18 protein-coding genes are annotated in these 21,568 nt (G+C 72.5%); 4 read left to right on the top strand and 14 right to left on the bottom strand.

All coding sequences use genetic code 11. The features are described 5' to 3' along the window. Positions 1 to 3: 3 nt before the first annotated feature. From recA to ACWCXC_RS13780, 3 genes are all read right to left on the bottom strand, one after another. On the bottom strand, positions 4 to 1,128 hold the full coding sequence (gene recA, locus ACWCXC_RS13770) for a recombinase RecA (RefSeq protein WP_450681908.1): 1,125 nt from the start codon (positions 1,126 to 1,128) through the stop codon (positions 4 to 6). A gap of 227 nt (positions 1,129 to 1,355) precedes the next feature. Beyond that, entirely contained in the window at positions 1,356 to 2,600 is a 1,245-nt protein-coding gene (locus tag ACWCXC_RS13775; RefSeq protein WP_450681983.1) for an AI-2E family transporter, read from the bottom strand. A 273-nt stretch (positions 2,601 to 2,873) separates the two neighbouring features. Beyond that, entirely contained in the window at positions 2,874 to 3,068 is a 195-nt protein-coding gene (locus ACWCXC_RS13780) for a DUF3046 domain-containing protein (protein ID WP_450681907.1), read from the bottom strand. A gap of 79 nt (positions 3,069 to 3,147) precedes the next feature. On the opposite strand from ACWCXC_RS13780, the gene ACWCXC_RS13785 reads away from it, so the two are divergent. After that, positions 3,148 to 4,062 (top strand): hypothetical protein, encoded by a 915-nt coding sequence (locus tag ACWCXC_RS13785; protein WP_450681906.1) that lies wholly within the window; start codon positions 3,148 to 3,150, stop codon positions 4,060 to 4,062. A gap of 31 nt (positions 4,063 to 4,093) precedes the next feature. Here ACWCXC_RS13785 and ACWCXC_RS13790 read toward each other — a convergent pair whose 3' ends face one another. The 3 genes from ACWCXC_RS13790 to ACWCXC_RS13800 are packed head-to-tail and all read right to left on the bottom strand — an operon-like array spanning position 4,094 to position 6,058. Continuing rightward, positions 4,094 to 4,399 (bottom strand): AzlD domain-containing protein, encoded by a 306-nt coding sequence (locus ACWCXC_RS13790; protein WP_450681905.1) that lies wholly within the window; start codon positions 4,397 to 4,399, stop codon positions 4,094 to 4,096. Then, positions 4,396 to 5,181, bottom strand: coding sequence for an AzlC family ABC transporter permease (locus ACWCXC_RS13795; RefSeq protein ID WP_450888783.1), 786 nt, complete (start codon positions 5,179 to 5,181; stop codon positions 4,396 to 4,398). The genes ACWCXC_RS13790 and ACWCXC_RS13795 overlap by 4 nt, the downstream gene beginning before the upstream one ends. A 10-nt stretch (positions 5,182 to 5,191) precedes the next feature. Then, positions 5,192 to 6,058: an AraC family ligand binding domain-containing protein gene (locus ACWCXC_RS13800; protein WP_450888785.1), complete on the bottom strand. Its 867-nt coding sequence runs from the start codon at positions 6,056 to 6,058 to the stop codon at positions 5,192 to 5,194. A gap of 111 nt (positions 6,059 to 6,169) precedes the next feature. On the opposite strand from ACWCXC_RS13800, the gene ACWCXC_RS13805 reads away from it, so the two are divergent. The 3 genes from ACWCXC_RS13805 (at position 6,170) to ACWCXC_RS13815 (ending at position 12,731) form a co-directional block, all read left to right on the top strand. Beyond that, positions 6,170 to 10,837, top strand: a complete 4,668-nt coding sequence (locus tag ACWCXC_RS13805) for a DEAD/DEAH box helicase (RefSeq protein WP_450888787.1) — start codon at positions 6,170 to 6,172, stop codon at positions 10,835 to 10,837. A 263-nt stretch (positions 10,838 to 11,100) separates the two neighbouring features. Further along, positions 11,101 to 11,934 (top strand): DNA-formamidopyrimidine glycosylase family protein, encoded by an 834-nt coding sequence (locus tag ACWCXC_RS13810; RefSeq protein ID WP_450681901.1) that lies wholly within the window; start codon positions 11,101 to 11,103, stop codon positions 11,932 to 11,934. Positions 11,935 to 11,966: 32 nt separating this feature from the next. Next, positions 11,967 to 12,731 (top strand): SDR family NAD(P)-dependent oxidoreductase, encoded by a 765-nt coding sequence (locus ACWCXC_RS13815; RefSeq protein ID WP_450681900.1) that lies wholly within the window; start codon positions 11,967 to 11,969, stop codon positions 12,729 to 12,731. Here the strand turns inward: ACWCXC_RS13815 and ACWCXC_RS13820 are convergent. From ACWCXC_RS13820 to ACWCXC_RS13855, 8 genes are all read right to left on the bottom strand, one after another. Beyond that, positions 12,679 to 13,032, bottom strand: coding sequence for a hypothetical protein (locus ACWCXC_RS13820; protein WP_450681899.1), 354 nt, complete (start codon positions 13,030 to 13,032; stop codon positions 12,679 to 12,681). The two genes, ACWCXC_RS13815 and ACWCXC_RS13820, sit on opposite strands and share 53 nt — an antisense overlap. A 271-nt stretch (positions 13,033 to 13,303) precedes the next feature. Continuing rightward, positions 13,304 to 13,681, bottom strand: a complete 378-nt coding sequence (locus ACWCXC_RS13825; RefSeq protein WP_383646622.1) for a helix-turn-helix domain-containing protein — start codon at positions 13,679 to 13,681, stop codon at positions 13,304 to 13,306. A gap of 109 nt (positions 13,682 to 13,790) precedes the next feature. Next, a complete protein-coding gene (locus ACWCXC_RS13830) occupies positions 13,791 to 14,300 on the bottom strand; it encodes a CinA family protein (protein WP_450681898.1) in 510 nt (169 codons plus the stop codon). Next, on the bottom strand, positions 14,297 to 15,091 hold the full coding sequence (gene pgsA, locus ACWCXC_RS13835; RefSeq protein WP_450888791.1) for a CDP-diacylglycerol--glycerol-3-phosphate 3-phosphatidyltransferase: 795 nt from the start codon (positions 15,089 to 15,091) through the stop codon (positions 14,297 to 14,299). Before pgsA ends, ACWCXC_RS13830 begins: the two co-directional genes overlap by 4 nt. Beyond that, positions 15,088 to 16,569, bottom strand: coding sequence for a 30S ribosomal protein S12 methylthiotransferase RimO (rimO, locus tag ACWCXC_RS13840; protein WP_450888793.1), 1,482 nt, complete (start codon positions 16,567 to 16,569; stop codon positions 15,088 to 15,090). The genes pgsA and rimO overlap by 4 nt, the downstream gene beginning before the upstream one ends. 129 nt (positions 16,570 to 16,698) lie before the next feature. After that, the gene (locus ACWCXC_RS13845; protein ID WP_450888795.1) at positions 16,699 to 17,499 is read right to left on the bottom strand and encodes a helix-turn-helix domain-containing protein; all 801 of its coding nucleotides are present in this window, start codon (positions 17,497 to 17,499) and stop codon (positions 16,699 to 16,701) included. A gap of 203 nt (positions 17,500 to 17,702) precedes the next feature. Continuing rightward, positions 17,703 to 20,477: a DNA translocase FtsK gene (locus ACWCXC_RS13850; protein ID WP_450888797.1), complete on the bottom strand. Its 2,775-nt coding sequence runs from the start codon at positions 20,475 to 20,477 to the stop codon at positions 17,703 to 17,705. A gap of 237 nt (positions 20,478 to 20,714) precedes the next feature. Then, on the bottom strand, positions 20,715 to 21,389 hold the full coding sequence (locus ACWCXC_RS13855) for a response regulator (RefSeq protein WP_450685781.1): 675 nt from the start codon (positions 21,387 to 21,389) through the stop codon (positions 20,715 to 20,717). Positions 21,390 to 21,568 lie beyond the last annotated feature (179 nt).

Here is a 21,568-nt window from a genome sequence, read left to right on the forward strand (position 1 = left end):
GGGTCAGCTCTTGGCCGCCGCCGTCTTGGCCGGCTTGGCCTTGCCGGTCGTGGCCGGCGCGGTCTTCGCCGCAGCGTCGGCCGGGGCCGCCGCTGCCGCGTCCGCGGCGGGCGCCGCCGGGTCCGCGTCGGGCCGGACGCCGACGCCCAGCTTCTCCAGGATCTTCTTCTCGATCTCGTTGGCGAGATCGGGGTTGTCCTTGAGGAAGTTGCGCGCGTTCTCCTTGCCCTGGCCGAGCTGGTCGCCTTCGTAGGTGTACCAGGCACCGGCCTTGCGGACGAAGCCGTGCTCCACACCCATGTCGATCAGACCGCCCTCGCGGCTGATGCCCTGGCCGTAGAGGATGTCGAACTCGGCCTGCTTGAAGGGCGGCGAGACCTTGTTCTTCACGACCTTGACGCGGGTGCGGTTGCCGACCGCCTCCGTGCCGTCCTTGAGCGTCTCGATCCGGCGGATGTCGAGTCGCACCGAGGCGTAGAACTTCAGCGCGCGACCACCGGTGGTGGTCTCCGGCGAGCCGAACATCACACCGATCTTCTCGCGGAGCTGGTTGATGAAGATCGCGGTGGTCTTGGACTGGTTGAGCGCGCTGGTGATCTTGCGGAGCGCCTGGCTCATGAGGCGGGCCTGGAGACCCACGTGCGAGTCGCCCATCTCGCCCTCGATCTCCGCACGCGGGACGAGCGCGGCCACGGAGTCGATGACGATCAGGTCGAGCGCGCCCGAGCGGACGAGCATGTCCACGATCTCGAGGGCCTGCTCACCGTTGTCCGGCTGGGAGAGGATCAGGTTGTCGATGTCGACGCCGAGCTTCTTCGCGTACTCCGGGTCGAGCGCGTGCTCCGCGTCGATGAAGGCCACCGAGCCGCCCTGGCGCTGCGCGTTCGCCACGGCGTGGAGCGTCAGGGTCGTCTTGCCGGAGGACTCCGGTCCGTACACCTCCACCACACGGCCGCGCGGCAGTCCGCCGACGCCGAGCGCGACGTCGAGCGCGGTGGACCCGGTGGGAATCACCTCGATGGGCTCGTTCGGCCGCTCGCCCAGGCGCATCACCGCGCCCTTGCCGAATTGCCGTTCAATCTGTGCGAGTGCGGCGTCCAGCGCCTTCTCGCGGTCGGTTCCTGCCATGGGTTCCACCCGATTTGCTTGAGTCGATCGCTTCACGTCAAAGACGCTAACCCCTGCCACTGACAATGGGCCTCGACGTCCTCCCGGCCTGTGGACAACTCCACGGTCGGGCCCGGGAAATCCCGGCCGGAATCCCATGAGAATGGATGTTCGATTTTGGTGTCAAGCGCACCACGCCGCACCGGGTCGCCCCCAGCGTAACGCCGTAAACCCGGACGTACCGGACCTCAGGAGCCGGTCCCCGAGCCCGCCGGACCATTGCCGTCCGCCTCTCCCGGACCGTTGCCGTCCCCGTCTCCCGGACCGTTCCCCTCCCCCGGGCCGTTCCCGCCGCCCCGGGCATCCCCGCCGTCCTCCGGTTCCGGCGCGTGCCAGAGCCGGCGCAGCCGCACGGCCAGGGGTTCGCCGCTGCGTCCCTGGCGGCGCCCCTGCACGCGGGGGTCGTCCGTGACGTCGTACCGCTTCACATAGGCGCCGAGGAATGCCTGCAGCGTGGCCACCGCCGGGATCGCGATCAGCGCGCCGACCGCGCCCATGAGCGCCGTGCCGGCGATGACCGAGCCGAAGGCGACGGCCGGATGGATGTCGACGGTCCGCGACGTCAGCTTGGGCTGGAGCATGTAGTTCTCGAACTGCTGGTACACGACGACGAAGCCCAGCACCCACAACGCGTACCAGGGGTCGACGGTGAACGCGATGAGCATCGGCAGGGCGCCCGCCAGATACGTGCCGATGGTGGGGATGAACTGCGAGACCAGCCCGACCCAGACCGCGAGCGCCGGGGCGTAGGGCACTCCGAGGGCCAGCAGCAGGATGTAGTGGGCGATCCCGGAGACGAGTGCCATCAGGCCGCGCGAGTAGAGGTAACCGCCGGTCTTGTCGACCGCGATCTCCCAGGCGCGCAGCACCTCGGCCTGGCGGGCGGGGGGCAGCACGGAGCAGAGCGCGCGGCGCAGCCGGGGCCCGTCCGCGGCGAAGTAGAACGAGAACAGGAAGATCGTGAGCAGCCGGAACAGTCCGCCGAGCACGGTCGTGGACACGTCGAGCACACCGGTCGCGCTGTTCTGGACGTACTTCTGGAGCCAGTCGGAGTGCAGCAGGCTGTCCTGCACCTCGACGCGCGACAGCTCCGTGTGGAAGGTCTGGTTGATCCAGTTGATCACCGAGTCGAGGTAGTCCGGGAAGTCCTCGACCATGTCGACGATCTGCCCGGCCAGCATCGAGCCGAGCAGGACGACGAAGCCCGCGCCCGCTATCAGCACACCGAGGAAGACGAGGAAGGTGGCGAAGCCGCGGCGCATACCGCGCGCCGACATCCGGCTCACGGCGGGTTCGATGGCGAGCGCCAGGAAGAAGGCGATCAGCACGTTGATCAGCAGCCCGATGAGCTGGTCGAACGCCCAGCTGCCGAGCCGGAAGCAGGCGTAGAGGGCCAGCGCGAGCACCATGGCGCGCGGCAGCCAGGCGGGCATGCGGGCGCGTCCGGGGCCGGGTGCGGAGACCGGTGGCGCAGCCGGCGGGACGGGCGGGCCGAGGGGCGTCTGGGTCTGAGCTGTCTCGTCTGTCGGTGCCACGGAGCAAGTCTCGCCTACCGCGGCGACACTCCGGCGCGCACCCCGGTGGGAGCTGGGCCACGCTCCCCTCCCCGCACTCGGTGGGAGCCGGGTCACGCCCCCTCTTCACCCCCGACGGGGCCGGTTCCTGGACCCGGGCGGGAGGACGCGCGCCGCGACGGCGGCGGTGCGTCAGCGCTTGTCGGCGGGGACGTCCATGGCCGCGCAGACCGCACGCCACACGTCCTTGGCCTCCCAGCCGGCGTCCAACGCCTGGCGGACCGTGCGTCCGCCGAGTTCGGCCATCACATGGTCGCTCGCGAAGGAGTCGGCGTACCCCGCGCCGAAGTGGTCGGCCATCCGTTCCCAGAAAATCGTCAACCGCATGCCCTCAGTATCCCGCTCCTGAGAGTGCAGCCGGGCCGCCCGGCCTTGCCGAGAGCGCTTACCGCCCTACGGTCGGTCCATGGCTGGAACCGGAACAAGTCCCCTCGCCCGCGCCGAGCAGTTCATCTGGCTCACGGCCCGTGTCCTTGAGCAGCGGCGGTTCGCCCACGACTTCCTGGGCGGAAGCGCGGACGCCGTGGAAACGGCGCTCGCCGCCTATCTCAATGAGGACGGCGGATACGGGCACGCACTCGAACCCGATCTGCGCGGCCCCGTGAGTCAGCCGCTGCACACGGCGCACGCGCTGAGCGTCCTCGATTCCATCGACCGCTGCGGCGGGCCGCGGGTGGAACGCGTCTGTCGCTATCTGACCGAGGTGTCGACCAAGGAGGGTGCCTTACCGGCACTGCTTCCCTCGCAGCGCGGCTACCCCGCCGCCCCGTTCATCCCCGTCGTCGACGATCCCCCGGCGGAGCTGCTGGCCACCGGGCCGGTCGTCGGGCTGCTGCACCGCAACTCGGTCTGGCATGCCTGGCTCTTCCGGGCCACGGACTTCTGCTGGGCCGCCGTGGAAGCCCTGGAGGTGTCGCACCCCTACGAGATCGAGGCCGCGGTCGCCTTCCTCGACGGTGCGCCGGACCGGCCGCGCGCCGAGGCGGCCGCGGACCGGCTCGGCCGGCTGGTGCGTGACCAGCGGCTCGTCGTGCTGGACCCGGAGCGGAGCGCCGACTACCCGGTCGCGCCCGGGTACGCGCCGGGCGAGCAGCACTTTCCGTACGACTACGCCCGCGCGCCCGAGTCGCTCGCGCGCCGGTGGTTCACGGACACCGAGACGGAACGCGCCCTGGACCATCTGGCGGCCGAGCAGCAGCCGGACGGCGGCTGGCCGGTGACCTGGCGCCAGTGGGCCCCGGGAACCGCCCTGGAGGGGCGCCCCCTGGTCACGCTCCGGGCGCTGCGCACGCTGCGGGCGTACGGGCGCGGCCTGGACTGACGCGGGCGCGCCCCGTACGCCCCGGCGCGCCCTATCCGAGGGCGCGCACTGCGGCCGTCACCACCACGGCCACACCCACGACGACGAGGAAGGGGGCGCGCAGCACCAAGGCGACCGCCGCCGCGGCCAGGCCCGCGCCTCTCGCGTCGACGACGAGGTGCGTTCCGTCGGCGAAGGTCTGCTGGGCGGTCAGGGCGGCCAGCAGCGCCACCGGCAGGAGGGCGGCGAGACGCTGCACCAGCGGCCTCTCCAGCGCGCCGGCGGGCACCAGCAGGCCGAGGAGTTTGGTGAGGTAGCAGCCGGCCGCGGTCAGCGCGATCGCGATCCAGACGTTCATCGGTCGTCCTCCGGTCCGGTGTCCGCGGTGGCCGTGGGGCCCTGTTCCGTTCCTCTGCCGCGTCCGCCCAGGAAGAGGACGAGGGGCGCGGCGAGCGCGGACAGCAGCACGGGGACGCCCCCGGGCAGGACGGGGAGCAGACCGAGCGCGAGCAGCACGGCGAGCGCGGCCGTGACGCGTTCCGTGGTGCTCCGCAGCATCGGGGCGAGCAGCGCCAGGAAGACGGCGGGGCCCGCCGCGTCCAGTCCCCACGCCGCGGTGTCGCCGAGCGCCTCGGCGCCCAGGGCCCCGGCGAGCGTGGTGAGGTTCCACAGCAGGTAGAGGGTGAGCCCGGTGACGGTGAAACCGATCCGGGCGGCCCTGCGGGTGGGCTGGGCCAGCGTCACGGCGGTCGTCTCGTCGATGACCCACTGGGCGGCGAGGGGGCGCACCGAGCGCGGAAGGGCGAGGAGCTGGGACAGCCGCAGCCCGTAGAACGAGTTGCGTACGCCGAGGAAGAAGGCGCCGGCCGCCGCCGTGTACGGGTTGCCTCCGGCGGCGAGGGCGCCGACCAGGGCGAACTGGGAGGCGCCGGTGAAGACGAGGAGGCTGAGCGCGCAGGTCTGGAGCAGGCTGAGTCCGGAGCCCGCCGAGGTGACGCCGAAGGCGAAGCCGGAGAGCCCGACGGCCACGCCGACGCCGAGGGCGTCGCGCACGACGGCCGCGTCGGGCTTGTCCGCGGTGGGGTGGGCCGGGCCGCCCGGCCCGGCCGCGTGGTGCGGGGGAGCTGTTTGTTCTGCCACGTCCGGCACGCTACCCGGGGCGGTCCGGCGCGTTCTTGTACGTTCTTGCGCCGCGCGCACGCTGGTACGCGCCGGGTGGCACTCCCACGATCCGGGTGAAATGACGGTTGAGATGGGGCTGGTCGGTGAAGCCGACGGCAACCGCCGCGGCGGCGGGCGGGGCGCCCGCGTCGAGCAGTTTGCGCGCCCGGCGTACGCGGGCGTCCGTGAGCCAGGCGTGCGGGGGCATCCCGTACTGCTTCTTGAAGGCGCGCGAAAGGGCGAAGGGGCTGGTGCCGAGTTGACCGGCCAGGGCCTCCAGGGTCGGCGGCTCGGCCATCCGCTCCTCCAGGACGGCCCGTGCGAGCGCCACGTCCCGGGCGCCCGCCCGCGCGGTGGCGACGGCGGGCAGGGGGCTGCCGTACCGGGTGAGCAGACGGGTGACCAGGACCCGGAGCACGCTGTCGGCGGCCAGCGCGTTGCCCTCCTCCGCGGCCCGGTGGACCTCGCGGACGAGCCGGGCGGCGTACGGGTCGGTCGCGCTGGTCTCGCCGAAGCCGACGGTCCCGCGCAGGCCGGTCACGTCGGCCGCGACGGTCTCGATCACTCGTTCGGAGGGATAGAGCGTCGAGTAGACCCAGCCCTCGGGGACACCGGCCCTGGCGGTGTGCGGCACCTCGGGGTTGATCATGACGACGGTGCCGGGGCCGGCGTGGACCGTTCCGCCGGGCAGGGCGACGTCCTCGATGCCCTGGGTGACCGCGCCGATGACATAGCCCTCGTGGCTGTGGCGCGGGAAGGTGTGCCGGACGTAGCGGGCCCTGAGCAGGTCGAGGCCGGGCAGCTCGGCGTACTGCCAGTGCCTCGCCCACTCCGTCGGTCCCGCCGCCTCGGCCATGCGCCGATTCTCGCAGCCCGCCCGGGGCAGGGCGCCGGGCGGGACCGCGCCGGCCCGCACGTGGCGCGGCCGTCGGGGCCGTTGTCAGTGGCGGGGTGCACGATGGGGAGCATGACCGGCTCCGCTCTCGATACGTTCTCGCCCGCGACCCGCGGTTGGTTCACGGGGGCCTTCAGCGCGCCCACCGCCGCGCAGGAGGGTGCCTGGCGGGCGATCGGCGAGGGGTCGGACGTCCTCGTCGTCGCGCCGACCGGATCGGGCAAGACCCTGGCCGCGTTCCTCGCCGCGCTGGACCGGCTGGCCGCCGTCCCGCCGCCCGCCGAGGCGAAGAAGCGCTGCCGCGTGCTGTACGTGTCCCCGCTCAAGGCGCTCGCCGTCGACGTGGAGCGCAATCTGCGCTCGCCGCTGACCGGTATCCGCCAGGAGTCGGTGCGTCTGGGGCTGCCCGAGCCCGAGGTGCGGGTGGGAATCCGCTCCGGTGACACCCCGGCCGCCGAGCGCCGGTCCATGGCGACCCGGCCTCCGGACATCCTGATCACGACCCCCGAGTCCCTCTTCCTGATGCTGACGTCCTCCGCCCGGGAGGCCCTGGCCGGCGTCGAGACGGTGATCCTCGACGAGGTGCACGCCGTCGCGGGGACCAAGCGGGGCGCCCATCTCGCGCTGTCCCTGGAGCGGCTAGACGAGCTGCTGCCGCGTCCGGCCCGCCGCATCGGACTGTCGGCCACGGTCCGCCCCGTGGACGAGGTGGCGCGTTTCCTCTCGCCGCGCCGAAAGGTGGAGATCGTCCAACCGCCGTCCGCCAAGCGCTTCGACCTGTCGGTGGTCGTTCCCGTGGAGGACCTGGGCGAGCTGGGAGGCTCCCCGGCCACCGACCCGGAGTCCGGGGCCCAGGCGGAGAAGCCGTCGATCTGGCCGCATGTGGAGGAGCGCATCGCGGACCTCGTCCAGTCCCACCGGTCCACGATCGTCTTCGCCAACTCGCGCCGTCTCGCCGAGCGGCTCTGCAACCGGCTCAACGAGATCGCCTACGAGCGCGCCACGGGCGAGACGATGCCCGAGGCCCACTCCCCCGCCGAGATCATGGCGGAGTCGGGCGCGGCGAAGGGCGCACCACCGCTGCTCGCGCGGGCGCACCACGGATCGGTCTCCAAGGAGCAGCGCACCCAGGTCGAGGAGGACCTGAAGGCGGGCCGGCTGCCCGCCGTCGTCGCCACGTCGAGCCTGGAGCTGGGCATCGACATGGGCGCGGTCGATCTGGTGATCCAGGTGGAGTCACCGCCCTCGGTCGCCTCCGGACTGCAACGGGTCGGCAGGGCCGGGCACCAGGTGGGCGCGGTGTCCACCGGCGTCGTCTTCCCGAAGTACCGGGGCGACCTGGTGCAGGCGGCCGTGGTCACCGAGCGGATGCGCGAGGGGTCCATCGAGGCGCTGCGGATCCCGTCCAATCCGCTGGACGTGCTGGCCCAGCAACTGGTCGCGATGGTCGCCCTGGACAGCTGGCAGGTGGACGATCTGCTGGCGGTGACCCGCCGGGCCGCCCCGTTCGCCTCGCTGCCCGAATCGGCGTTCACCGCCGTGCTCGACATGCTCGCCGGCCGCTATCCGTCGGACGCCTTCGCCGAGCTGCGACCGCGCGTCGTGTGGGACCGCGTGGCCGGGACGGTCACGGGCCGCCCCGGCGCCCAGCGCCTCGCCGTCACCTCCGGGGGCACCATCCCCGACCGGGGGCTCTTCGGGGTCTTCCTCGCCGGCGCCGATCCCAAGAAGGGCGGCGGCCGGGTCGGTGAGCTGGACGAGGAGATGGTGTACGAGTCGCGCGTCGGCGACGTCTTCACGCTGGGCACGACGTCCTGGCGGATCGAGGACATCACCCGTGACCGGGTGCTGGTCTCGCCCGCCCCCGGCGTCCCGGGACGGCTGCCGTTCTGGAAGGGCGACCAGCTGGGCCGCCCGCTGGAGCTGGGCCGTGCGCTCGGCGCCTTCCTGCGCGAGCTCGGCGGACTGTCCGACGAGGACGCCCGCCACCGCCTGCTGGCGGCGGGGCTCGACGCCTGGGCCGTGGACAACGTGCTGGCGTATCTGGACGAGCAGCGGCGCGCCTGCGGTCATGTGCCGGACGACCGGACCGTCCTCGTGGAGCGTTTCCGGGACGAGCTGGGCGACTGGCGCGTCGTGGTGCACTCCCCGTTCGGCGCCCAGGTGCACGCCCCGTGGGCCCTCGCCCTCGGCGCCCGTCTCTCCGAGCGGTACGGGATGGACGCCCAGGTCATGCATGCCGACGACGGCATCGTGCTGAGGCTGCCGGACGCCGACATGATGGGCCTGGACCTCCTGGACTTCGACCCCGCGCAGACCCCGGGGGCGGAGGACGGAGCCGCCCCGTCCCCGCCGGCCGGGGCGGCCTTCGACAGCGACCAGCCGCCGGTGGCCGCCGCCGACGTGGCCTTCGACCAGGGCGAGATCGCCCAGATCGTCACGGACCAGGTCGGCGGCTCCGCGCTGTTCGCCTCCCGGTTCCGTGAATGCGCGGCCCGCGCGCTGCTGCTGCCCCGGCGCAGCCCCGGAAAGCGCACCCCTCTGTGGCAGCAGCGGCAGCGCGCCGCCCAGCTTCTCCAGGTCGCCTCCGAGTTCGGCTCGTTCCCCATCGTTCTGGAGGCGGTCCGCGAATGCCTCCAGGACGTCTTCGACGTCCCCGGGCTCACGGAGGTGATGGGGGATCTGGAGGCCCGCCGGATCCGCCTGGTGGAGGTGACCACCCAGGAGCCGTCCCCCTTCGCCCGTTCCCTCCTCTTCGGCTACGTCGCGCAGTTCCTGTACGAGGGCGACTCACCGCTGGCCGAGCGGCGGGCCGCCGCCCTCTCGCTCGACTCCCGCCTGCTGGCCGAGCTGCTGGGCCGCGCGGAGCTGCGCGAGCTGCTCGACGCCGATGTCCTGACCGAACTGGAGCAGGAGCTCCAGTGGCTGACGGAGGACCGGCGGATCAAGGACGTCGAGGGCGTCGCCGATCTGCTGCGGGTCCTCGGCCCGCTCACCGACGCGGAGCTGGCGGCGCGCGGCGCGCAGGAGAGCTGGGCGGCGGAGCTGGAGTCCGCGCGCCGGGCCATCCGGGTCCGCATCGCCGGCGCCGGTCACTGGGCGGCGATCGAGGACGCGGGGCGGTTGCGCGACGCCCTGGGCACGGCGCTTCCGGTCGGGGTCCCCGAGGCGTTCACCGAACCGCTGAAGGACCCCCTCGGCGACCTCCTCGCCCGCTACGCCCGGACGCACGGCCCCTTCACGTCCGCGACGGCCGCCGCCCGCTTCGGACTCGGTACGGCCGTGACCGACGGAGCGCTGCAACGGCTGGCCGCCGCCGGGCGGATCGTCCAGGGCGAGTTCCACCCGGCGGGCATCGGCCAGGAGTGGTGCGACGCCACGGTGCTCCGGCGGCTGCGGCGCCGCTCGCTCGCCGCGCTCAGGCACGAGTTGGAGCCCGTGCCGGCGACGGCCCTGGCGGGCTTCCTGCCCCAGTGGCAGCACCTGGGCAGCGGGGGTCTGCGGGGCATCGACGGACTGGCCCGCACGATCGAGCAGTTGCAGGGCGCGCCCGTCCCCGCGTCCGCGCTGGAGAAGCTGGTCCTGCCCGGCCGGGTCGCCGGCTACACCCCGGCGCTCCTCGACGAACTCACCACGACCGGCGAGGTCGTCTGGGCCGGAGCGGGCGCCCTTCCCGGCAAGGACGGCTGGCTCGCCCTCTATCCCGCCGACAGCGCACCCCTGTTGCTCCCGCCACCGCATCCCCTCGAACTCACCGCCCTGCACGAGTCCGTGCTGACCGCGCTCAGCGGCGGATACGGGCTGTTCTTCCGCCAGATCGCCGACCAGGTCCGGGCGACCACCCACCCGGACGCCACCGACCCGCACCTGGCGGACGCCCTGTGGGACCTGGCCTGGTCGGGCCGGCTCACCAACGACACCCTTGCTCCGCTGCGGGCGTTTCTGGGCTCCGGGCGCACCGCCGGTTCGACCGCGCACCGCGCCAGACGCTCGGTGCCGCGCGGTCGCTACGGCTCGCTGACCGCCGCCACGCGCCCGGTCTCGCGCACCGGGCCTCCCACGGTCTCCGGCCGCTGGTCGCTGCTGCCGCCCGTCGTCCCCGAGCCCACGCACCGGGCCCACGCGCTGGCGCGCACACTGCTGGACCGGCACGGGGTCGTGACCCGGGGCGCGGTCCAGGCCGAGGGCGTGGAGGGCGGCTTCTCCGCCGCCTATCGGGTGCTGTCCGCGTTCGAGGACAACGGGCAGGCGCGCCGCGGTTATGTCGTGGAGGGCCTGGGGGCGGCCCAGTTCGCGATGGACGGCGCGGTCGACCGGCTGCGCGCCGTCTCCACCGCGCTCGACCGCCGGGAGCCGGACGCCGAGGCGCGCGCCCTGGTCCTCGCCGCTGCGGACCCGGCCAACGCCTACGGGGCGGCCCTGCCCTGGCCCGAACCGCCGAGCGGTGCGGGGCACAAGCCGGGGCGCAAGGCCGGTGCCCTGGTGGTCCTCGTCGACGGCGCGCTGACGCTGTACATGGAACGCGGCGGCAAGACCCTGCTCTCCTGGCCGGCCGATCCGGACGACCCCGCGCTCCGCGCGGCCGCCGCCGCACTCGCCGCCGCGGCCCGCGCGGGCGCCCTCGGCACGGTCACGGTGGAGCGCGTCAACGGCGTCTCCTCGCTCACCTCCCCCCTGGGCCGCACCCTGGAGACAGCGGGCTTCCTCGCCACCCCCAGAGGGCTGCGCCTGCGCGCCTGACTCCGGACCGGGCGCCCCGGTACCTCCGCCGCCCGCTCGCCTCCGCGCGTCGAGCCGGTGCGCCCGCACCCGCCTCCACCGAACAGCCCCACGCCACCCGCGCCGCACCCCCAGCCCTCCGCCCCCCTCACCGCGCCGCGCAGCACCCCAGCCCTCGGGACCCGCTGACCGACCCGCGCCGCACCCCCCAGCCTCCGACCCGGCCCCCGTCCACCCACGCCCACTCCCCGCCCCCGCACCCCCATCCCGCGCATCATGGAGGCATGCCCGAAGGAGACACCGTTCTGCAGACCGCGAAGCGGCTGCACGGCGCGCTGGCCGGTCAGGTTCTCACCCGGACCGATCTGCGCGTGCCCCGGTTCGCCACGGCCGATCTGAGCGGACGCGAGGTCCTGGAGGTCGCCGCGCGCGGCAAGCATCTGCTGACCCGGGTCGAGGGCGGTCTGACGCTGCACAGCCATCTGCGCATGGACGGCGCCTGGCGGGTCTTCGCGCAGGGCGAGCGCTGGCGCGGCGGCCCCGCGCACCAGATCCGCGCGATCCTGTCCACCGCCACGCACACGGCCGTCGGCTACCGCCTCCCGGTCCTCGAACTGCTGCGGACCCAGGACGAGGAACAGGCCGTCGGCCATCTCGGCCCGGATCTGCTGGGCCCCGGCTGGGACCCGGACCTCGCGCTGCGCAATCTGCTCGCCGCCCCCGAGCGTCCGCTGGGCGAGGCCCTGCTGGACCAGCGCAACCTGGCCGGCATCGGCAACGTCTACAAGTGCGAGCTGTGCTTCCTGGCCCGCGCCACGCCCTGGCTGCCGGTCGGCGAACTGCCCCCGCGCACGGCCGCCCTGCTCGTGACGACGGCCAAGCAACTCCTCGAAGCCAACCGGGACCGCCCCGTCCGGATCACCACCGCCGCCGTCCGGTCCGGCACCGGAACCGGCCCCGCGCCGCGCCCCCGGCGCCCCGTCGACGACCTCTGGGTCTACGGCCGCGCCCACCGCCCCTGCCTGCGCTGCCGCACCCCCGTGCGCACGGCGGAGCAGGACAACCGCCCCACGTACTGGTGCCCCCACTGCCAGACCGGACCCGCCCCACACAGTTGACGACCCGTCAGATCCGGTCGTACGGTCCGAGCATGCCTCTCGCCGCGTACGACCTCACCGGCCGCTCCGCGTTCGTCACCGGCGCCGCCGGCGGTATCGGCCGCGCCACCGCCGTGCTCCTGGCGGAGGCGGGCGCCGCCGTCCACTGTGCCGATCGGGACGAGAAGGGCCTCGGGGAAACCCTGGAGCTGATCATCTCGGCAGGTGGTGAAGCCCACGTCCATCCGCTCGATGTCACCGACCGCGACCAGGTCCGGTCCGCCGTCGCGGCCGCGGGCGAGGTGGACGTCCTGGCGGCTGTGGCCGGGATCATGCACACCAGCAGCGTGCTGGAGACGGCGGACGAGGACCTCGACCGGGTGCTGGCCGTCAATTTCAAGGGGGTACTGTACGCCTGCCAGGAGGTGGCCCGCACCTTGGTGGCGCGGGGCGCGCCCGGCTCGCTGATCACCATGGCCTCGGGCGCCATGGACTCCGCCGGCCCCGGCCTGTTCTGCTACAGCGCGGCGAAGGCGGCCGTGGTCCAGCTGACCAAGACCCTGGCCACCGAGTTGGGCCCGCACGGCATCCGCGTCAACGCGGTCGCCCCGGGCTGGATCCGCACCCCCATGACCGCTCGCCACGACGCCGAGCAGCAGCACCGGGTGGAGGCGACGATGGCGCGTATCGCCCCTCTGGGCAGGGTCGGCGAGCCCGACGAGGTCGCACACACGGTGCTGCACCTGGCGTCGGACGCCTCGTCCTTCATGACCGGCCAGATCCTCCGCCCGAACGGCGGCGTCGCCATGCCCTGGTAGCAGCCCGCCACGCCTTCCCGGGGGCCCAGGACCGCCCCGTGGCCGCTCTCGTGCGCCAGGAGCGTCCAGCCACCCCGCGTGCGCTGTCCGCGCAGCGCCTGAGCAGACGCGTCCCGGCGTCGAATATCCCGATCGGCCGGGCCGTCGCGGCCACATGCACGGGCAGCAGGCTGAGTCCCCAGCCCCCCGCCGCCACCGCGCCCTCGACGACTCCCGCGCGCGCGGGCTCCAGGACGAGGCGCAGCACGGCCCACCACCACACGCCGCCGAGCACGAGTGCCGGCACCCATCGCCGCACCATGGCCGCCTCCTCCACCGAACGTAGACCGGCGCGATCGCCCGAGGGGAGAGCGCACCGGTGCGGGACCGGCGCGCACGGCGCAGCCGTACTCCCTCGCGCCGCCCGCTCCGCTCCGGTCGGCCCGGCGCACACGACTCGGCCCGGCAGGCACCACGATGGCATAGATCAGGCAAAACGGTCATTCGAGGAATTTTTGTGTCCGGGCATGCGGAAACCCCGGCCCACCCGTGAGGGAGGCCGGGGCTTCCGGCTTCACACCGGACCGAACGGGTCAGGCGGCGACGACATCCACCGCTTCCGCGGGTGCCTTGATGGTCACCCGCCCCGTCGGTACACCCGTCACCGAAGAGACGGAGTTGAGCATGGGGCGCACCGGTACAGGTACCGGATCGCTGGCCGCTGCCGACTCGGCCAGCTCCGCCAGGGACAGCTCATCGCTGACTTCACGCATGAGCTCGGACATCCGTACGTCAAGCGCGTCGCAAATGGCGGAGAGCAGTTCGGAGGATGCCTCCTTCTGCCCCCGCTCCACCTCGGAGAGATAGCCGAGCGAAACTCGGGCGGACGAGGAGACTTCGCGCAGAGTACGGCCTTGGCGCTGGCGCTGCCGACGCAGCACGTCACCAAGCAGGCGACGGAGCAGAATCATCGGTGGCTCCCTCCTCGGACCGCGTAGCCGCATCCTTCACGCCCCACCGTACCGCCTAGCGCTGCGGCCGTGCGGGGAGCGATGTCGTGTTCACTCAGGGCTGCAAACATCAATTCCCCCCGTTGTGTTCCGTATCCTGTGCCCTCGCGTACCCGCCGAGTTCGCCGGCGAGCAGTTCGAGCACGCTCCGTACACTCTCTCTACGGATGTCCGCTCGTCCGCCGTTCAACCGCAGTCCGGCCACTTTCCCGACGTCAGCGGGTCCGCTGACCGCGACGAAGACGGTGCCCACCGGCTGTCCGTCCTGGGCTTCCGGCCCCGCGACACCCGTCGTCGCCAGCCCCCAGTCCGCGCCGAGCACCCGGCGTACGCCGGCCGCCATCCGGCGCGCGACCTCCGCGTCCACCGCCCCCCGCTCGGCGAGAAGACCCGCGTCCACCCCCAGGACTTCACTCTTGAGGGGGGTCGCATAGGCCGTCACCGACCCGCGGAAGGCCCGGGAGGCCCCGGGGACGGACGTCAGCTCCGCGGCCACCAGACCGCCGGTCAGCGACTCGGCGACGGCGAGGGTCTCCCCCCGCTCGACGAGCAGCCGCAGCACCCGGGCCGCGGCTGTCACCGCTCGGCCTCCGCGGCGCCGGAGGCGGCGCCCCGGTCCGAGTCCCTGTCCGGGTCCCCGGAGGGCGCCTGGGCCGCGTCCTGGGACGGCTCCCGGGACACGGGCGAGCCGGGGGAGCCTTCCGAGGCCGCGGCGGCCTCAGCGGCCCTCTCCGCCGCGATCCCCTGGCGCTGGAGCACGACCGCCTGGCGGACGTAGTCCAGACCGGTGACGACCGTCAGCACGACGGCCACGGCCATGACCCAGAAGCGCAGGGTGGCCAGCGGTCCCGTGAGCGCCAGGACGTACATTCCGACGGCGACCCCCTGGGCCAGCGTCTTCATCTTCCCGCCGCGGCTGGCCGGAATCACCCCGTGCCTGATCACCCAGAACCGCATCAGCGTGATCCCCAGCTCCCGGAAGAGGATCACGCCCGTGACCCACCACGGAAGATCGCCGAGGTATGACAGGCAGATCAGCGCGGCCCCCATGATCGCCTTGTCGGCGATCGGGTCGGCGATCTTCCCGAAGTCGGTGACCAGGTTGTACGTACGCGCCAGATGCCCGTCGAACAGGTCGGTGATCATGGCGACGGCGAACGCCGCCCAGGCGAAGGAACGCCAGGCCGGGTCGTATCCGCCGTTGTGGAGCAGGAGCACGACGAATCCGGGAACCAGGACCAGCCGGGCCATCGTCAGCAGATTGGCGATGTTCCACAGACTGGCCTGATTGACGGCCGCAGCACCCAGCTTTCCGCCGCGGACCGGCGTCGCGCCGGACCCGTCCGACGCGGATGCCGGGACTCCGGTCATCTGGCTACCTCCGCGAGTTCACAGCATTCGGCCACCAGGTCCACGCCCTCGGTGCCCACGACCTTTGCCTCGACCATACGGCCGGGGACCAGCCCCTCGCGTGCGGTGAAGAGCACCTGGCCGTCCGTTTCGGGCGCCTGGTGGGCCGCGCGGCCGATGGCGCGCGACTCCTCCTCGGTCGGTTCGACCGACTCGACCAGCACCTGGAGCGACTCCCCGACACGCTCCTCGGCCCGCTGCGAGGTCAGCTCCTCGGCCAGCTGCGAGATGTGCGCCAGACGCTCGGCGATCGTGTCGGCGTCCAGCTTGCCGTCGTATCCGACCGCTTCGGTGCCCTCCTCGTCCGAGTAGCCGAACACGCCGATGGCGTCGAGACGGGCGTGCGAGAGGAACCGTTCCAGCTCCGCGAGGTCCGCCTCGGTCTCCCCGGGGAAGCCGACGATGAAGTTGGACCGGGCACCGGCCTGCGGGGCCTTGCTCCGGATGGTGTCCAGGAGCTCCAGGAAGCTGTCGGTGTCACCGAAGCGCCTCATGGCGCGCAGCACACCGGGGGCGGAGTGCTGGAACGAGAGGTCGAAGTAGGGCGCGACCTTCGGCGTCGAGGTGAGGACGTCGATCAGTCCGGGGCGCATCTCGGCGGGCTGGAGGTAGCTCACCCGGATGCGCTCGATGCCGTCGACCTCCGCGAGCTCGGGCAGCAGCGTCTCCAGGAGCCGGATGTCCCCGAGGTCCTTGCCGTAGGAGGTGTTGTTCTCCGAGACCAGCATGACCTCCTTGACGCCCTGCTCGGCCAGCCAGCGGGTCTCGCCGAGGACGTCGGAGGGGCGGCGGGAGATGAAGGAGCCGCGGAAGGAGGGGATGGCGCAGAAGGAGCAGCGCCGGTCGCAGCCGGAGGCCAGCTTCACGGAGGCGACCGGGCTGGTGCCCAGTCTGCGGCGCAGCGGTGCCCGCGGGCCGGAGACCGGGGCGACACCCTCCGGAAGGTCGGCGGGGACGGGAGCGGCGGCCTGCTGGGCGTGTCCGGGCAGCGCCACGGCGGCGTCCTGCCGGTCGGCCGGGCTGATCGGCAGGAGCTTGCGGCGGTCGCGCGGCGTGTGGGAGGCGTGGACGCCTCCGCTGAGGATGGTCTGAAGGCGGTCGGAGATGTCCGCGTAGTCATCGAATCCGAGGACGCCGTCCGCCTCCGGCAGGGCCTCGGCGAGGTCCTTGCCGTAGCGCTCGGCCATGCAGCCGACGGCGACGACGGCCTGGGTGCGGCCGTGGTCCTTCAGATCATTGGCTTCGAGCAGGGCATCGACGGAGTCCTTCTTGGCGGCCTCGACGAAGCCACAGGTGTTGACCACGGCGACGTCGGCATCGGAGGCATCCTCGACGAGCTCCCAGCCGTCCGCTGCCAGGCGGCCTGCGAGCTCCTCCGAGTCCACCTCGTTACGGGCGCAGCCAAGAGTGACAAGGGCGACGGTACGGCGTTCGGGCATGGGCTCAAGACTACTTTGTCCCGACGACAGCCCCGCCGCGCAGGGTTCGCCCGTGACCGTGAGTGACGACGGCGGGCGCCGGCCCGAAGGCCGGCGCCCGCCGTCGTCCGTCCGTCCGCGTCGGTGAGGTCAGCCGACCTCGGGGTCGCCCTTGGTGTAAGAGAGCCGTTCGACCTGTCCCGGCTGGAACTGGTCCTCGACCTTCTTGCCGTTGACGTACAGCTCGATCGAGCCTGCGTTGCCGAGGACGAGGTCGACCCGCTCCTTGTCCTGGAAGGTCTTCGACTCGCCCTGCTGGAGGGTGCCGTCGAACAGCGACCGGCCGTTGTGGTCCTTGGCCGAGATCCAGCTCTTGCCCTGGGTGGCGCTGAGCCGGACCGTGACCTTGTCCTGCGGAGCGGCGGCGATGGCGCTGTCCGAGGGGGCGGGCTTGGGGTCGGCGTGCTTGCTGCCGGCCGGTTTCGGAGTGATCTTGTCGGAGGTCGGGCCCTCGGCGACGCGGCCCGCGGTCGGGGAGTCGTCGCCGCCCTTGAAGAAGGTGAATCCGACGAAGCCGACCACGGCGACGATCGCCGCGACCATGGCGGCGGTCCAGTTGGGCCGCCGGGGTTCGGAACGGATCCGTTCGGCTTCGAACAGGGGCGCCGCGGGGGTGGGTGCGGGACGGCCGCCGTGCTCGGCGTCGTACTGCGAAACCAGCGGTTCCGGATCGATGCCCACGGCTCGTGCCAGCGTGCGGATGTGACCGCGGGCGTACACGTCGCCGCCGCAGCGGGAGAAGTCGTCCTCCTCGATCGCGTGCACGATGGGGATGCGCACCCGGGTGGACGTGCTGACCTCTTCGACCGTGAGACCTGCGAGGATGCGGGCCTGCTGGAGCACTCGACCGATCGAAGGCCGGTCGCCTTGGGGGGAGTTGCCGATGGACACGGGGGCGCCTTTCGAGCGTGAGCCACCTGCTGGGTGTTCAGTCTAGGGGGGGTACGAAAGAGTGGGGCAACCGGGAGCACGACTTTGTACGCCATCAGACTCGAACAGAGTCGGTTTCGCCGGAACGTCCCGGGGAGGGACGTCGTGCTGTCCTTCCCTTCAACTTGACGTACGGCTCGACGAAACGGTTGCCCGCGAAATCCTTACGAACCCGTATCCCCACGGATCAGTGCCAGCACTCCGTCGAGCTCGTCCGGTTTGACGAGGACATCGCGCGCCTTGGAGCCCTCGCTCGGTCCCACGATGTTCCGCGACTCCATGAGGTCCATCAGCCGGCCCGCCTTGGCGAAACCCACCCTCAGCTTGCGCTGGAGCATCGAGGTCGAGCCGAACTGCGTGGACACGACCAGTTCCGCCGCCTGGCAGAGCAGATCGAGGTCGTCGCCGATCTCCTCGTCGATCTCCTTCTTCTGCTTGGTGCCGGCCACGACGTCGTCGCGGAAGACCGGTGCCATCTGGTCCTTGCAGTGCTGGACGACCGCCGCGACCTCGTCCTCGGTCACGAAGGCGCCCTGCATGCGGGTCGGCTTGTTCGCGCCCATCGGCAGGAAGAGCCCGTCGCCCTTGCCGATCAGCTTCTCGGCCCCGGGCTGGTCGAGGATGACGCGGCTGTCGGCCAGCGAGGAGGTCGCGAAGGCGAGCCGCGAGGGCACGTTCGCCTTGATCAGACCGGTGACGACATCGACCGAGGGCCGCTGGGTGGCCAGCACCAGATGGATGCCGGCCGCGCGGGCCAGCTGGGTGATCCGGACGATCGAGTCCTCGACGTCCCGGGGGGCCACCATCATCAGGTCGGCCAGCTCGTCGACGATCACCAGCAGATAGGGATACGGCGCCAGCTCGCGCTCACTGCCCTCCGGCGTCTTGAGCTTGCCGGTGCGCACCGCGTGGTTGAAGTCGTCGATGTGGCGGTAGCCGAAGGCGGCGAGGTCGTCGTAGCGCAGGTCCATCTCGCGCACGACCCACTGAAGGGCCTCGGCGGCCTTCTTGGGGTTGGTGATGATCGGGGTGATCAGATGCGGGATGCCCTCGTACGCGGTCAGCTCGACGCGCTTGGGGTCGACGAGGACCATCCGGACGTCCTCGGGCGTCGCCCGGACCATGATCGAGGTGATCAGGCAGTTGATGCAGGACGACTTGCCGGAACCGGTGGCTCCCGCCACCAGCACGTGCGGCATCTTCGCCAGGTTGGCCATCTCGTAGCCGCCCTCGACGTTCTTGCCGAGCGCGACGAGCATGGGGTGGTCGTCCTCCGCCGCGTCCGCGAGCCGCAGCACGTCACCGAGGTTGACCATCTCGCGGTCGGAGTTGGGGATCTCGATGCCGACGGCGGACTTCCCCGGGATCGGCGAGATGATCCGGACGTCGGGGCTGGCGACGGCGTACGCGATGTTCTTGGCGAGGGCCGTGATCCGCTCGACCTTCACGGCCGGGCCCAGCTCCACCTCGTAGCGGGTGACCGTGGGGCCCCGGGTGAAGCCGGTGACGGCGGCGTCGACCTTGAACTCGGTGAAGACGTTGGTCAGGGACGCGACGATCGCGTCGTTGGCGGCGCTGCGGGACTTGCCGGGGCCGCCGCGCTCCAGCAGGTCGAGCGAGGGCAGCGCGTAGGTGATGTCGCCCGAGAGCTGGAGCTGCTCGGCCCGGGGCGGCAGCGGCGTGGATTCCGCGCGCTCGGGGACCGGCTTGGTCAGGTCGGGTACGCCGCCGGCGGGCGGGGCGCTCCGCTCCCCCGGCCGCCGGACGGGCTCCGCCTCCCTGGCGCCCGGCACCGGCGTGCCCGCGCGCTCGCGGTCGACCGAGACGCCCTGGGTGAGGTCGGCGACGACCGGCGAGGGCGGCATGCCGTTGAGCACCGCGCCGTCGAGCGCGGCCGCCGCCGCGGCGGCGACGTCCACCGCGTCCATGGTCCGGTTCATCGCGGGCTGCACGGAGGGCCGGCGCGGCCGGCGCCGCTTGGAGAGCGCGTCCTCCTCGGCCCGTTCGGGGTCGTAGACCTCCGTGGCCTCCGCCGCACGGGCGGCGGTCCTGCGGGAGCGGGCGGGCAGCGCCTCACGCCACTGCTCGTCGTACCGCTCGTCGTCGTCCTCCTCATACTCCCCCGGGCCCGGCACCGGATCGATCAGGCCGAGCCTCGTACCGAGCAGGCGCAGCCGCTGCGGGATGGCGTTGACCGGGGTCGCGGTGACGACCAGCAGCCCGAAGACCGTCAGCAGGAGGAGCAGCGGGACGGCCAGCACTTCGCCCATGGTGTAGATCAGCGGCTTGGAGGCGGCCCAGCCGATGAGCCCGCCGGCGTCCTGCATGGCCGAGGTGCCGTCCTCGCGGCCGGGGGCCCCGCAGGCGATGTGGACCTGTCCGAGCACACCGACGACGAGTGCGGAGAGCCCGATGACGATGCGGCCGTTGGCCTCGGGCTTCTCCGGGTAGAGGATCAGCCGCACGGCGACCGCGCCCAGCAGTATCGGGACGAGCAGGTCGAGCCGGCCGAAGGCCCCGGTGACGAGCATCTCGACGAGGTCGCCGACCGGTCCGCGCAGATTGGACCAGGTGCCTGCGGCGACGATCAGCGCGAGGCCGAGGAGCAGCAGCGCGACGCCGTCCTTGCGGTGGGCGGGATCGAGTCCCTTGGCACCGCGCCCTATGCCGCGCAGCACCGCGCCCACGGCGTGGGCCGCGCCGAGCCAGACGGCGCGGACCAGGCGCACCACGCCGCTGGTGGGCGAGGGCGCCGGTTTGGGCGGGGCGGCCTTCTTGGCCACCGCCTTCTTCGCGGGCGCCTTCTTGGCGGGAGCGGCCTTCTTCGCCGCGGTCTTCTTGGCGGGCGCGGCTTTCTTCGCCGCACCCGGGCCACCGCCGACGCGCTTCGCGGTGCCCGCCGTGCCCTGGGAACCCTTGCCGGACGTACGTGAGGCCATGGGGCCGAGGTTACCGGTGTCTGCTGCGGTGAACACGTGCGCGTGGTGGTTCACCCGACCGTGTCGCCCTGCCAAGGACGCGAACTGACGCCTCCTCACGGCGGCTCCGGCACCGAAACGCCTCCAGGACACGGCCCGTTCCGCCGAGGGTGCTGTCGAACGGCGTCGGCCGGCGGTCAGTTGAGGCCATGGACCCGGTCCGCGCGCGGCGCCCGGCCCGTCGGAACCGACGGGCCGTTACGTGGTGAGGGGTGCCGGTCCGCCGCCGGTGCCCGGCTCCAGCGCGTCCAGCGCCCGGCGCAGCCCGGTGAGCTTCCGCTCCAGATGGGCGGCGGTGGCCACGGCCGCGGCGTCCGCCGACTCGTCGTCGAGCTGCTTGGAGAGCGCCTCGGCCTGCTCCTCGACGGCCGCGAGGCGCGCGGAGAGTTCGGCGAGGAGACCGGCGGGCTCCTTGTCGTGGTCGGCGCCCGGCTGGCCGCCCTCCAACTGCAGCCGCAGCAGCGACGCCTGCTCGCGCAGCTGGCAGTTCTTCATGTACAGCTCGACGAAGACCGAGACCTTCGCCCGCAGCACCCACGGGTCGAACGGCTTCGAGATGTAGTCCACCGCGCCGGCCGCGTACCCCCGGAAGGTGTGGTGCGGGCCGTGGTTGATCGCGGTGAGGAAAATGATCGGGATGTCACGGGTCCGCTCGCGGCGCTTGATGTGCGCCGCGGTTTCGAATCCGTCCATGCCCGGCATCTGGACGTCCAGCAGGATGACCGCGAAGTCGTCCGTGAGCAGCGCTTTGAGCGCCTCCTCCCCTGACGATGCCCGGACCAGTGTCTGATCGAGCGCAGAGAGGATGGCCTCCAGCGCCAGCAGATTCTCCGGTCGGTCATCGACCAGGAGGATCTTGGCCTTCTGCACCATGGCCCGTCCTCCTCGCCCCGGAATTGCACCGGGCGCCGCCCCAGGGGACGACTCCCTTACGCCGTCCGTCCTTGTGCCGGTCATGGTAGCCGCACCCCGCCCGTCACCACACCCTGTCACCGCGATGTCACTGTGCACACAGGGAAAACGCGGTGGGAGACGAGAAGGTTCCCCGGAAT

This window comes from Streptomyces sp. NPDC001515 (assembly GCF_053597115.1).